The sequence below is a fragment of the Methylotuvimicrobium sp. KM2 genome (assembly GCF_038051925.1).
In the GTDB taxonomy this organism is placed as follows: Bacteria; Pseudomonadota; Gammaproteobacteria; order Methylococcales; family Methylomonadaceae; genus Methylotuvimicrobium.
In genome coordinates, this window is the sequence record NZ_CP150634.1 from 2,485,251 (window position 1) to 2,498,459 (window position 13,209).

Genomic DNA, 13,209 nt, shown 5'->3' on the forward strand with positions numbered 1-13,209 from the left:
TGCCAATCGAGTTACCGAACCCTCCAAAAATAGGAAAGTTATTTATGACAAATCCTTACTTTCAAGGCTTTTGCCTTCACTCGATAGCGCTCTGTGTGTAATTTGTTCAGCCCACTGCCCCTGCATTTAAATCAAGTTGGAACTTGGCCTCCTCATTATTCAAAGAGGGGAATTGAATAGTTACCTCCGCGTTCATCCGGTTTAAATCCCTTAAATCCCGCAAGCCGTAACGCATTTACTCTTGCCGCGTAAGTTTCACGAAAGTTTCAAGCAAGTTTCGCGAAAGCTTGGTGAAAGGCATGTGAAAGTATTAATCAATAACATGAGCTTGCCCCATTTTTAAGAGGATTGAAATATGAAAAGAACAATCTTGATTCCGACCGATTTTTCGGTGGAATCGTTGAATTTGGTCAAGCATACTCTAGCTAACGCCCGAGACGACAATCTGTATTTCTTTTTGACGCATTGCCGGTTTCTTTCCGATTGTCCAATCGACCTGTTGTATTTTTCAAAGACCGAATTGCTTCAGTCCTTGAAGACTCCGGAATTCAAAAGAACATGCAAGGCCTTGCGTCAAAGCTATTCAGCCCACAAGGTATTAATTAAAACGGAGCTCTTTACCGGCTTGAATCAAGCCGCTTTCAACGCCTTTATCGACGGCAACCAAATCGATGAAGCCGTCATTCCGAAACGGTACAACCCTAGGTTAAACCGGCAAACAAGCTTCAATCCGATTCCTTTCATTCGCAAAAGCCGCCTGAAAATCACCGAAGTTTCATTGGGCGCTAAGCAAAACACCCAAGACAACCAAGACTTAACACTATTGCCGAATGGCTTCCTACGTGCTTAGCGTAATGACGTCGGGCATTTATTAATTTGATATTTTGCGAGCAATTTATGAGTACTATTCAAAAACATATTCAAGAAGGATCCGGCGGCTCCGGTAAAAAAACTGACGCACAAACCAGTCAACCGACATCGATTTTGCAGCGCCTGAAGGAATTCAACACCTTCTGGGATAGCCGTTTCGAAGATTTAACCCGCGAGACCTGGTTGAAAACCACCTATCGCGATTTCAGCGCAGGACTCATCGTTGCGTTGACCGCAATCCCAATGGCAATGGGCTTCGCAATGGCGATGGGGCTGCGGCCGGAACAAGGTATCATCGCCGGCGCCCTGGCCTGTATCATCGGCCGGACCTGGGGCGGTTCTAAGTATCAAGTTTACGGGCCGACCGCCGCCTTCATTCCGATCATTGCCGCCCTAATGGCTAAGTACGGCGAAGCAGGCGGCGGCACATTCGCCGAGGCGCACGGCTTTTTGGTTTTAGTCTCGGTGATCGCCGGTATCATTTTAATGCTGATGGGCATTTTCGGGCTCGGCAAATATGCCAAGCTGGTCCCCAATTCCATCGTCGTCGGCTTTACGGCGGGGATTGCCGTCGCGATTGCATTGACCAATGTCGAATCGATACTCGGCATCGAAAGTTTTAAGGACCTCTTGGGCGAAGACGAGGACCTCAAGGGTGGATTACTGCATAACCTATCGGCGGCCTATGACAATATCGATAAAGTCAATCTTTGGTCGGTCACGTTGGGCATCATGACCTTTGTGCTAACGAAGTTTCTACTGCGCATTTCGATCTTCATTCCGGCTCCGCTGATTGCCATCGGGGTTTCGACCTTATTGGCGGCAACCGTGATGGCCGACAAAGGCATTATCATCGTGCGCGATATCTACGGCACGATTCCGAATAATTTTTTCGTATTCACGCCTCCGATATTACCGGCAATGGATTTAGGCGTTGCCGTCGATATTCTGTATTTCGTCGCGGCGATCGTTTTCGTGTCCGGTATTGAAAGCTTGTTATGTTCATCGATGGCCGACCGGCTCGCCGACAATCGCAAAACACCATTCAACCCAAACAAGGAGTTTTGGGGGCAAGGTTTGGTGCAAATAATCACACCGATGGTCAACGGCTTTCCATGCACCGGCGCGTTGGCGCGCACCGCGACCAGCATCAAAGCGGGCGCGGTAACGCCTTTGGCGGGTTACTTCAAAGGCTTCTTGAAATTAACCTTGGCTTATTACATCGCCGAATATCTGGAATTAGTGCCGATGGCGTGTATTGGCGGTATTTTGCTATGGGTCGCGACTAATATGATCAAGCCTTCCGAGATAAAGGAAGTCATGAATCACAATAAATTTCATGCCGGCTTGATGATTTTTACGGCCGTCATGGTTCCCGTCACCGATTTTTTGACCGGAGTATTGTCGGCATTGGTACTCTATTTTGTCGCCCGCAAATATTTCGACAAGCCGCATACGGAAGCTGAGCCAATCGCAAAACCCGCTGAGCACGAAGAATTACAAGCCGCCGTAACGCCCCTCGGCAGTTTCAACAGCATTACCGTGCCATTGGCGATGACCGAAGAAGATACAGGTCTATTAAGATATGCAGCCCATCTCGCTAAACTGGGTATCGGCAAGGAGTTTAACTTCGTCCACGTCATCACGCCGCACGATAAACATCGCAAAGACAATTCACCGAAAGCGCTGAAGAAAGGCATGACCGAAGAAGTGAAAAATTATTTCGACGGCGCACTCAAGTCGATCAAAGTCAATTATCAGACCATGGAAGGAACGAGCCGCATGGACGAGTTGGTGCAATTCACCTTAGCCGCCAAGTCCGATTTAATTTTGCTGGGACACCGGAAAAGCAGAACCGGACAACGTTCTTTGTCTAGACGTCTGGCGATGATCACTAGCTGCTCGGTATGGATGGTGCCTGAGGACTGCGGCTCCGGCATTAGCCGTATAGTCGCTCCGATCGATTTTTCACAACCTTCAGCCGATAGCTTAAGCCACGCGACCGCGCTTGCGAAAGTCAATCAAATATCCGAATGCATGGCTTTGCATGTATTTTTCGACCCATCGGTGATTCGCTACGAAGAGCACGACGACATCGTTTTCGGAGAGGAAGAAGCGACTTTCGAAGACTTCCTCAACCGGGTAAACACTCACGGTGTGATCGTTAAACCTGCATTCGAAGAAAGTAGCAATACCGCTCATGCGATTTTACGCAAAGCGGAGGAATACGGCGCCGACCTGATTGTAATCAGTACGCGCGGTCGCAGTCAGGCGGCAACGATTCTCTTGGGTAGCGTAACCTCGCAGGTCATTGCCGAAGCTCAAATACCGGTACTCGCGATCAAGCATTTCGGCGATCAAATGAGCATCATGGAAGCTTTATTGGCCAGCCGATTCTGGGAACGGCCGGACCCTAAAACCAACTAAAGGAGAAACGATAGGTTGATGTTTAATCCTCCGGAAATGCCGGGGGATTAAACCTGCAACAACCAGAGGAAGAGCAGCAAAAATACATCCGTTGGCTCGTTAACGAGCAACCGAGCAACCGAGCAACCGAGCAAACAATGTAAACTAATTTACAGCGTGATCAAAACCATGAAAATCTTACTCGTAGAAGACGATGCCGTTCTGGCGGATGGATTGGCATATACCCTCTCCCGATCCGGTTATGATGTCACCTGTGCACCGAACGGTAGTTATGCGGAAGGCGCTTTGCTCGCGCAAGACTTTGACCTGTTGATACTGGATTTAGGATTGCCCGACATGGACGGCAGCGAAATCTTATGGAAATTGAGAATGCGCAAGGATACGGTTCCCATCTTGATTTTAACGGCTCGAGACGGGTTAAACGACAGAATCGATGGGCTTAAGCGCGGCGCGGATGATTACATGGTGAAACCATTCGATTGCCGAGAATTGGAATCACGCGTCCATGCTCTCATTCGTCGAAGTTACTGCGGTTTTAGTAAAGATATTGTGGTTGGTAGACTAACCCTCGACACCCTTGAGCACCAAGTTCTGGTCGACGAAGATCCGTTGATTTTGTTTCAGCGCGAATACGGTGTGCTCGAAACACTTATGTTACAGGCCGGATACGTAGTCAGTAAGGATAAAATCGCTCAACGTTTATCGACTGGCGGAGATGAACTAGGCGATAATGCCATAGAAGTCTATATACACCGTTTACGTAAACGTCTAAAGCCTTTCGAAGTTAATATCAGAACTATAAGAGGGCTAGGATATTTGCTGGAAAACGGCAAAAATACTTAAATACGGCGTCCTGTCGGGCGAGTAGCCGCACCCTCCGCCACCAGAGAACTTTCATTTACCGGGCGATGGCTAGGCCTTCATGAACGTTATGGTTAACTATCTTAGATAATTAAGGCGCAGGGTTTACGGCGTCCTGTCAAGCGAGTCATCAAACCACCAAAAACCTACTGATTGTATAAGTTATTTTGCGCATATTCCTAAAGTATGTTTGACAGCTCGAAGACCTAACATATCCGTGGCAGCGGGTCGTCTTCAAGTTCCTCTAATATTCGCTCTCCGCCTAACGCGGTCTCCAAAATCACCTGGGTCCTCCCGGTTTGAACTTCGCCGATAATCGCCGCTTCGTTACAACCCGCGCCGCGCATTCGTTTAAGGGCTTCTTCGGCATCGCCGGCACCAACTACGGCCATTACCCGCCCTTCGCAGGCTAAATAATAAGGGTCGTAACCTAGAATTTCCGCAACGGTTTTGACTTGCTCGTTAATCGGTATTGCCGATTCGACCAGTTTGACCGTGCCTGCGATAGCCGAGGCAATTTCGTGCGCGACAGTCGCAATTCCGCCTCGGGTCGGATCGCGCATAAATCGTAACCCGGGCAGATCCAACAATGCACGAGTCACAGGGAAAACACTCGCTGCGTCGGATTGTAATGTTCCACTCAAGCCGAATTGCTCGCGGGCCAACAACACAGAGCAACCATGATCGCCTGCAGTTCCGCTAAGCAAAATGCAATCGCCGGCCTGGATATGATCAATACTCAGATTGACCAAAGGGGATCGCTTACCGACACCGGTCACGGCAAAATAAACACCGCCGCCCTGCCCCCGGCGTAATACTTTGGTATCGCCGGCTACGATATCAACACCGCATTCTCGGCATGCTTCAGCCATACTGCGAATGAGTCGATCAAGCACGGCTATCTCCATGCCTTCTTCGATAAATGCATTGAGACTCAAGTAACGCGGCATTGCGCCCGCCACAGCCAAATCGTTCACTGTTCCATGGATAGCCAGGCTACCGATATTACCGCCGGGAAATTCTAATGGATCGACCGTAAAACCGTCCGTCGTAATCATCAATTCGCCATCCGATTCGTCGAAAGGCATGGCAGCCGCGTCGGCACGGGTATCGAGCCAGGCATTATCGAGATATTTGGCGAATAAATGCTCGATCAATTCGCGCATGAAACGTCCGCCATTACCATGTGCAAGCGTAATGTAGGTATCGGAAAATGAATGTTCTGTTATCATGATGACTATAGTAAAACTTTTAGGGATTTCGTTAAAAATAACTTTCTGGAGTTATCAGCTTTGTTGAGGGTTCGGTAACTCGCCTGGCAGGACGCCGTGAACCCAGCACCTAAATTATGCAAGATAGTTACCATAGCCAAAAGGCTATGGAATTTAGGTGCTGGGTGAATACGTCCTTGTAGGCTTGACGGCTGCTTTCCCTGCCGCCGACACCTGCCAACCGAGTTACCGAACCCTCTAAAAATAAGGAAGTTATTTATGACCAAATTCTAGGCGGGTTTGTTTTTCAGGATTCGTAAGTCGTAAAGCCATTTAACAATTACGACTCTATTAACGGGTTTTGCCGCAAAGATACTAGCATGTTATAAAATCTATTGTCCTGGAGTGTTAAGGATTTGGTCAAAAATAACATCCTTGTGCATAGCCCTCTCTCAAAGGGAGAGGTCGCAAATGCGGAAGTTATTTTTAACGAAATCCTAAGCTGTCTTTTTGCACTACAACCACGAAGTTTTATACTCAAAATTATCCGAAAAGGTGTGACATGAATAGAAAGTCTATCAATGCAATTATCGGAATCACCGCGCTCTCCGCTTATGGTCCGGCGGTTCAAGCCCATACCTTCGGCGCGGAAGGCGCGGGTTTTGCCGAAGGATTCATCCACCCGTTCATAGGCGTCGATCATTTGCTGGCGATGTTGGCAATTGGCATTTGGGCCGTACAATTAGGTCATAAAGCTCTCTGGCGCTTGCCGGCCGCATTTGTCGGCACGATGAGCCTGGCGGCATTATTAGCCTCGTATGGTCCGAATCTGCCTTTGCTTGAGTTTGCCATAGCCGCAACGGTACTGTTTTTAGGCGTGTTTTTACTGTTTTCGGTGCGTTTACCCGTCGTCACCGGCATGCTGGTCGCCGGTTTATTCGCAAGCGCTCATGGCTACGCGCACGGACTGGAAATGCCGCAAGCCGGATCGCCTTTATTCTACGGCGCCGGTTTCATTGTTGCGACTTCACTGGTTCATGCGATCGGCATTACGATGGCCGTGCTAATTAAACGCCATATTTGGTTGACTAAAGCCGGAGGTCTAGCGATTGCAACCGCTGGACTTTATCTAACTACTGTCTCAATTTAAAACTCATTTCGGGAATTCTCATGTGCCTTGCCATTCCTATGCAAATTGCCTCTATTAACGGTAGTCGCGCTGTTTGTTCGACCAAAGGCATCGAGCGAGAAGTCAGTTTGTTTCTACTGCAGGATGAACCGATAGCCATCGGCGATTATGTTCTCATCCATGTCGGCTATGCAATCCAGAAAATCAGTGCGGAAGAAGCACGATCGACCTGGGAATTACTCGATCAAATGCTGACCGAGGATGCGGAGCATGCATGAACTGTCGCTATGCGAGGATTTGCTGGATCAGGTAAAAAGTCTGGCCCGGCAACATCAAGCGACAAAAGTTGCCAGCATCACGGTTAAAATCGGTGTTTTATCGGGTGTAGAGCCCTTATTGTTGCAAAGCGCTTTTGAAATCAATCGCGTTGATACCATAGCCGACGGCGCAGTTTTAATTATTGAACGACAAGCGGCACAAATCGTCTGTGAACAGTGCGGCATCGAGTCGGAGGTACCGGCTAATCGGCTCTATTGCCCAATCTGCCAAAGTCGGGAAACTCGGCTTACTGCCGGCAGCGAAATGATTCTCGAAAGGCTTGAACTGGATGCTTTGGCTTGATTGTTATGTAAACACTCATGTTTGCTTTAGCTTAGCTAATTGAGTTATAAATAAATCACTTTCGGTATTTCATAGAAAATCGTGTTTGGTACGACTATTTTACTCACTAATAAATAAGGTAACTTCATGGCAGATTATAAAAAATATCAATGTTTAGAATGCGGACATATTTACGACGAGCAATTAGGCGATCCGGATAGCGGAATCACCCCAGGTACTCGTTGGGAAGATATTCCTGATGATTGGGTTTGCCCTGAGTGCGGAGCTGAAAAAAGCGCTTTCGAACCCCTTTAATTGCTATTGCCATGAAAGTCGTGATAATCGGATCGGGGTTTGCCGGCATAACCTTTGCCGAAAAACTACATACTTTAAATCCGGATGTTCGTATCACCGTGGTAACACGGGAAAGCGACGGCTTTTATTCTCGGCCGTTGCTTTCTCACGGCTTTAGCAAGGATGGTATAGAGCAGTCCATCATACTCAAAACTTTTGAGACTATTCGCCAAAAAGCGATTGAAATTCTAACAGAGACCGAAGCGGAAGCTATCGATCGCCACCATAAAATCGTCAATCTGGCAGCCGGATCAATTAAAACGAGTATAGACTATGATATTTTGGTCTTAGCCCAAGGCTCTGCAGCCTTCATTCCACCAGCCTTAATGGCCGATCGCAATAATTTTTATCTCCTTAACAGCCTTGCCGACCTCAAAGAATTACGTCAGATACGCCAACAGTTGTTGAGCAAGAATAAACCGCCTCATTGGGCGATTATCGGCGGCGGCTTAATCGGTTGCGAAGTGGCATCGGATTTAGTCGTTTCTGGGGATAAAGTCACTCTATTTCATGCCATGGATCGTCTAATGGAGCGTCAACTGAGCAATGACGACTCGGCAAAACTGCTTAAAGTGTTGAAAGATAGTGGAGTTAACGTTTTATTCAATCAATCTGTCACCGGCATCGACAAAAAAGGCGGTGAAATACTTGTTAATTCCAATAACGGCGGTAAATTTGATGTGGGTCTAGTCTCTTGTGGATTCAAGCCGAGAACTGAACTTGCTGCCGCAGCGGGACTGGCTGTCAATAGAGGAATCAAGGTGAATTCATTCATGCAAACCACCGATCCGGCCATCTTCGCAATCGGTGACGTCGCCGAACTACCTAACGGTAAACTATATGCCTTTATTTTGCCGATACGCGGGCAAGCACAATGGCTGGCTGAATACTTAGTCGATGAAGATATTCAACCTTGGATAGCCCCGGATTTTAAGCCCAAATCGAAGGTTCATGGTTTTGTCGCCGATAATCCAAAGTTTTTTTAAACTTTGGCCGATTACTACAGCCCACTCTCTTGATTCAAACTCCATTGTAAACCGATTAACATGCATTCGTTTATCGACGGCCCGGTTTTAAGCTTGATCATCGCCAGTATTGAAAACCGGACACCTTCGACACCAGTTATCGAAGCAGTCAACGAAAGCGCAATCGCGCTTTTCGGTTATCAAACGCAACAGCTAATCGATAAACCTCTCGACAGACTACTATCACCGTCTAATCCTGAGGAATTTTGGCAAGAAATGCTGGAGAAAATGCCTTTCGAGCAAACCAGCATCAGTTTTCAAGCCGAACTGAAGGATGCAACCGATTCTCCATTTCCCGCATTGATTTCATTATGCCGTCTTGCTTTAAGCGAAGCCGATAATGTAAGCCGATTTGCCTTGCTGATTCAAAAACTTGGTGAAAAAACTCAGCTCGACATCAACCTTATTTTAATGCTCAGAGCCGTTGAGCAAAGCGCTAGCGCAGTTATTATCACTGACCCTTCCGGACGCATCGAATACATTAATCCGAAATTCTGTGAAATGACCGGATACGCTAAGGAAGAGCTACTCGGTTTTAACCCGAAAATTTTGCAATCGGGCGATACGACTGCCGAGCAGTATCTAAACATGTGGCAACAACTGTTAAGTCGGGGCGAATGGCGCGGAGAAATTAAAAATCAAAAGAAAAACGGTGAAGATTACTGGGCGTTTGAAAGCATCAGTACCATAAAAAACAGCCAAGGCCAAATTACCCACGTTCTTGCTGTCGAAGAAGATATCACCGAACGCAAGCATTTTGAAGCGGCACTTAAGGAAAGCGAGGAACGCTTTCGGCAAATGGCCGAAATGACCGGAGAATGGCTGTGGGAGCAAGATCCGAACGGTTATTACATTTATAGCAGTAATGCGGTCGAGACCATCATTGGCTATACCCCTGAAGACGTCCTAGGAAAGCACTATACGGAGCTGTTGACACCTCAAGATCAAACCAGCTTTCAGACTTTTTCTTCGGTACATAAACCTTTCTATTCGCTACTGAATCATTATCGACATAAAGACGGACACGAAGTAATCGCCGAATCTACCGGATTACCGATTACCGACAAGCAAGGTAATTTGATTAAATGGCGCGGCGTGGACAGGGATATCACGGCACGTAAACATTATGAAGACGCATTAATAGAAAGTGAGAAAAGAACAAGACTAATTATAGAAACCGCCCTCAATGCCATTATCATCATGGATTCTTACGGCATCATTACCGATTGGAACCAACGGGCCGAACTCGTGTTCGGTTGGTCGCGCGAGGAAGCAATAGGTCAAAATGTCGCCGGGTTGATTGTTCCTAAACGTTTTCGTAAATCGCTGAACGACGAACTGCAAACCTTTTTGCAAACCGGCAAAAGTTCGGTTTTAAATAAACTGACCGAACAGGTCGCTTTACGCAAGGATGGCGTTGAGTTTCCTATCGAACTCAGTGTTGCGCCGCTAAAAATCGGCCATGCTTACGAATTCAGCGGATTTGTGCATGACATTACCGGGAGAAAAGCCGCTGAACGCCAAATACGCATGGCCCAGGTTAATTTGGCCATTGCACAGAACGAAATGAGAATTGCTCAGAACATACAAGCATCCTTACTTCCCTCCGCACCGGTTATATCGAACCAGTTCAAGATCACCGGGTTTTGCCTGCCTGCCACGCAAGTCGGGGGCGATTATTTCGATTATTTTTACCGTGACGACACTCATCTCGACATGATCATTGCCGACGTTTCCGGTCATGCCGTGGGACCTGCTTTATTCATGGTTTCGGCAAGAAGCGCCATTAGAGCGCAAGCGCATTGGCCGGCCTCGCCGGCGCAAACGCTCAATGTGCTAAACGACTTTCTGTTTGCCGCTCTCAACCATTCCGACTATTTCATCACCTTGTTTTACCTGCAATACGATACGCAAACTCACCACCTAAGGTATGCCAATGCCGGGCACCCGCCCCCACTTCTTTACCGTCATGCACGAGCTCAATGCGAGCAACTCGATACGGATGGACTCATCGTTGGCGTTCGGGAACATGTCGAATTCGAGGAAAAAAGAACTGTATTGGCCGAAGGCGATTGTTTGCTTCTTTACACGGACGGTTTGACCGAGGCGGAAAACCCCCAAGGCGACTTCTTCGGTACAGAACGGCTCGTGGATATTTTTTCTCAATCCACTGAGTACGAACCGGACACTATCATCGATAATATTGTTCAACAGCTCAAACAATTTTGCCAAACTGAGGTTTTTAATGACGATATTACGCTAATGGTGTTTAAGAGGGTGAATGGTGAATGGTGAATGGTGAATGGTGAATGGACTGCTTGCCTGTATTTAGGTTCGGAAATACTTATTAATTTTTCTCTATTAAATTCAGTAGCCTGCGCTTACTGCAGTTGGTAGAGACATTTCCGCTTTTTTACAAGCACCGCTGGGTTTACAAAACCCGTCCGGCTAGTCATTCACTATTTATCTTTCACCTTTCACCTTTTACCTTATACTATTTACCATTCGCTATTACCCGCCTATTATTTTGGATTATCATTTCGCTCATTGAGAGCCGTTACAGACCGATTCACCGGAAAATCATGGAAACCTCACTAAGCCACTTTGTTCAGGTATTAAATTCTTTTCGCGAAGGTGAAACAACCTTCGGCGATTTGTCGAAACAAATGCGTCAACTGCTTAGCGAACATCCCGAACAATCCGGCGAACTGCGCAAATTACTGGATGACTGCTTTGAACAGGGCTATTTACCACCGCAAATTCACCAAGGCTTAATCGCACAAACAACCCTATCTCTGCATAATGACGACGAAACACGAATAAGCACGTCCTCTCACGAGCAAGATGAAACCATTGTTAGGCCAACAACAAAAACCAATACTTCAAAACCGGACGAAATCATTCAACCGAATGTTGACTTCGAGAAAACCCGGTTGACTGATCACTTCGAATCCACAGCCCAAAGGGCTGCGGTTAGTTCGGTTGATATAACATCCGGACAAACGATTAATACGACTCGCGGCACTAGATATGCCGGAACATCGGAATTTAACTCAGCCGAAACTGAAAAAATCGGTATCGGCTCGGTGCTAAAAGACCGTTTCATACTCGAAGAGTTGCTCGGTAGCGGTGGCATGGGCGTCGTTTATAAAGCGCTGGATTTACGCAAACAGGAAGCTCAAGATAAGTCTCCTTATGTGGCATTGAAAATTTTAAACGACGAATTCAAGGATAATCCGACCTCTTATATTGCCCTTCAGCGGGAAACTAGAAAAGCTCAAACACTGGCTCATCCGAATATCATTACCGTCTATGACTTCGATAGAGACCAATCACATATTTTTATGTCGATGGAAGTATTGACCGGCCAATCACTAAAAGACTACATCAATAAAGTCATTCCTAACGGCATGCCTTTCAAAAAGGCCTGGCACATTATCAAAGGCATGTGTTTGGCTTTGGCTTATGCGCATAAAAACGGCATTATCCATTCCGACTTTAAACCTGGCAATGTTTCGATATTAGAAAACGGCGAAGTCAAGGTGCTCGATTTTGGTATCGCCTGTGCGGTCAGTCGTCCCGATAAAGACCAAGACGAAACCATTTTCGATGCTCGTAGGGATTTAGGTGCATTGACGCCGGCTTATGCCAGCCTGGAAATGTTTTCTAATAAAGAGCCCGACCCTAGCGATGATGTTTACGCGCTTGCTTGCGTCATCTATGAAGTTTTGACTGGAAAGCATCCTTACGGAAAATTATCGGCACTCAAGGCCCATGAGCTTAATTTACGGCCTAAAGCGGTGCCTGGACTAAGTCGTAGGCAGTGGAAAGGTTTGCAACGCGCCTTGGCCTTGGAAAGAAAGGACCGCACTCCCTCGGCCAAGCAGCTTATCACCGATTTGCAGCCACGATCACCCCTGCCGATTATTCTGGGTACAATGGCTATAATAGCCATTGCCATTACGACCGGAGGCTATATTAAACTATCGCAGGAAACCGACCCGCTTCAAGATAAAATTATTGAGCTAACGCCGAAGCAACAACTTAAGGTCAAAGACTTATTGGAACTGGCCGAGATTCATTTTGAAGTCGGTTATCTGACCGCCCCAACCGGCAGTAATGCTTTATGGTCGTATCGACAAGCGCTTGAAATCGACCCTTATAATAAAGAAGCCAAAAATGGTTTAAAGAAGATTGCCGATATCCTGGCAGAACAAGCCCAGCAATTATATGCTGAAGGAAAATACGATGAAAGCCTAAGCAAAATTGAAGAAGGGCTCGAAGCAATACCGAAGCATGACGAATTATTGGCTTTGAAGAAAAAAATCTTACATTAATCGAATTTATACCCTCGTAGATAAAATTCGGCGCCAGAGGCTACCGTCAATAAATGCCGTGAACCCAGCACCTAAATTCCATAGCCTATTGGCCATGATTGATTACATAAATAATTTAGGTGCTGGGTAAATACGTCCATATAGGCTCTATGCCATCTCCATGCTGGCAAAGCCTTTATGAACGCCATGGATGGCGTGTATTAGGGCAATGCAGGAGCAATTGCCGAGGAGCGAAAATCGACCGAACACCCCGAGGCCTCCTCCGGCACTGCCGAAATTTGAAGTGCGAAAGGTATACATTGAATTTATCTATTGAGTTCATCCGTGATATTTGAACGATTCATAAAACGCTCAATACTCTTTCCTTCATTATCTTCATGCCCTTCATGGTAATA

The 13,209-nt window shown here is 46.8% G+C and carries 11 protein-coding genes; 10 read left to right on the top strand and 1 reads right to left on the bottom strand.

From position 1 onward, the window contains the following. Positions 1-355 precede the first annotated feature (355 nt). The 3 genes from WJM45_RS10545 (at position 356) to WJM45_RS10555 (ending at position 4,140) form a co-directional block, all read left to right on the top strand. Entirely contained in the window at positions 356-850 is a 495-nt protein-coding gene (locus tag WJM45_RS10545) for a hypothetical protein (protein ID WP_341328884.1), read from the top strand. Positions 851-897: 47 nt separating this feature from the next. Further along, on the top strand, positions 898-3,297 hold the full coding sequence (locus tag WJM45_RS10550) for a SulP family inorganic anion transporter (RefSeq protein WP_341328885.1): 2,400 nt from the start codon (positions 898-900) through the stop codon (positions 3,295-3,297). 168 nt (positions 3,298-3,465) lie between these two features. After that, positions 3,466-4,140, top strand: coding sequence for a response regulator (locus WJM45_RS10555; protein ID WP_341328886.1), 675 nt, complete (start codon positions 3,466-3,468; stop codon positions 4,138-4,140). Between the two features lie 224 nt (positions 4,141-4,364). Here the strand turns inward: WJM45_RS10555 and hypE are convergent, their stop codons facing one another. Then, positions 4,365-5,390: a hydrogenase expression/formation protein HypE gene (hypE, locus tag WJM45_RS10560; protein WP_341328887.1), complete on the bottom strand. Its 1,026-nt coding sequence runs from the start codon at positions 5,388-5,390 to the stop codon at positions 4,365-4,367. A 541-nt stretch (positions 5,391-5,931) separates the two neighbouring features. On the opposite strand from hypE, the gene WJM45_RS10565 reads away from it, so the two are divergent. The 7 genes from WJM45_RS10565 to WJM45_RS10595 all read left to right on the top strand — a co-directional run bounded on the left by WJM45_RS10565 (position 5,932) and on the right by WJM45_RS10595 (position 12,814). Further along, on the top strand, positions 5,932-6,519 hold the full coding sequence (locus WJM45_RS10565) for a HupE/UreJ family protein (RefSeq protein ID WP_341328888.1): 588 nt from the start codon (positions 5,932-5,934) through the stop codon (positions 6,517-6,519). A gap of 20 nt (positions 6,520-6,539) precedes the next feature. Further along, the gene (locus WJM45_RS10570; protein WP_341328889.1) at positions 6,540-6,776 is read left to right on the top strand and encodes a HypC/HybG/HupF family hydrogenase formation chaperone; all 237 of its coding nucleotides are present in this window, start codon (positions 6,540-6,542) and stop codon (positions 6,774-6,776) included. Next, positions 6,769-7,119, top strand: a complete 351-nt coding sequence (gene hypA, locus WJM45_RS10575) for a hydrogenase maturation nickel metallochaperone HypA (protein ID WP_341328890.1) — start codon at positions 6,769-6,771, stop codon at positions 7,117-7,119. The genes WJM45_RS10570 and hypA overlap by 8 nt, the downstream gene beginning before the upstream one ends. A gap of 126 nt (positions 7,120-7,245) precedes the next feature. Beyond that, positions 7,246-7,413: a rubredoxin gene (locus tag WJM45_RS10580; protein WP_341328891.1), complete on the top strand. Its 168-nt coding sequence runs from the start codon at positions 7,246-7,248 to the stop codon at positions 7,411-7,413. An 11-nt stretch (positions 7,414-7,424) separates the two neighbouring features. Beyond that, entirely contained in the window at positions 7,425-8,438 is a 1,014-nt protein-coding gene (locus tag WJM45_RS10585) for an FAD-dependent oxidoreductase (RefSeq protein WP_341328892.1), read from the top strand. Positions 8,439-8,498: 60 nt separating this feature from the next. After that, positions 8,499-10,772, top strand: a complete 2,274-nt coding sequence (locus WJM45_RS10590; protein ID WP_341328893.1) for a PAS domain S-box protein — start codon at positions 8,499-8,501, stop codon at positions 10,770-10,772. A gap of 287 nt (positions 10,773-11,059) precedes the next feature. Continuing rightward, complete coding sequence (locus WJM45_RS10595) at positions 11,060-12,814, top strand: protein kinase (RefSeq protein ID WP_341328894.1); 1,755 nt, start codon at positions 11,060-11,062, stop codon at positions 12,812-12,814. The last annotated feature ends 395 nt before the right edge of the window (positions 12,815-13,209 follow it).

Coding starts and splice junctions, on each gene's coding strand:
- WJM45_RS10550 (WP_341328885.1), top strand. CDS start 898: ATGAGTACTATTCAAAAACATATTCAAGAAGGATCCGGCGGCTCCGGT.
- hypE (WP_341328887.1), bottom strand. CDS start 5,390: ATGATAACAGAACATTCATTTTCCGATACCTACATTACGCTTGCACAT.
- WJM45_RS10565 (WP_341328888.1), top strand. CDS start 5,932: ATGAATAGAAAGTCTATCAATGCAATTATCGGAATCACCGCGCTCTCC.
- WJM45_RS10590 (WP_341328893.1), top strand. CDS start 8,499: ATGCATTCGTTTATCGACGGCCCGGTTTTAAGCTTGATCATCGCCAGT.
- WJM45_RS10585 (WP_341328892.1), top strand. CDS start 7,425: ATGAAAGTCGTGATAATCGGATCGGGGTTTGCCGGCATAACCTTTGCC.
- WJM45_RS10545 (WP_341328884.1), top strand. CDS start 356: ATGAAAAGAACAATCTTGATTCCGACCGATTTTTCGGTGGAATCGTTG.
- WJM45_RS10570 (WP_341328889.1), top strand. CDS start 6,540: ATGTGCCTTGCCATTCCTATGCAAATTGCCTCTATTAACGGTAGTCGC.
- WJM45_RS10580 (WP_341328891.1), top strand. CDS start 7,246: ATGGCAGATTATAAAAAATATCAATGTTTAGAATGCGGACATATTTAC.
- WJM45_RS10595 (WP_341328894.1), top strand. CDS start 11,060: ATGGAAACCTCACTAAGCCACTTTGTTCAGGTATTAAATTCTTTTCGC.
- hypA (WP_341328890.1), top strand. CDS start 6,769: ATGCATGAACTGTCGCTATGCGAGGATTTGCTGGATCAGGTAAAAAGT.
- WJM45_RS10555 (WP_341328886.1), top strand. CDS start 3,466: ATGAAAATCTTACTCGTAGAAGACGATGCCGTTCTGGCGGATGGATTG.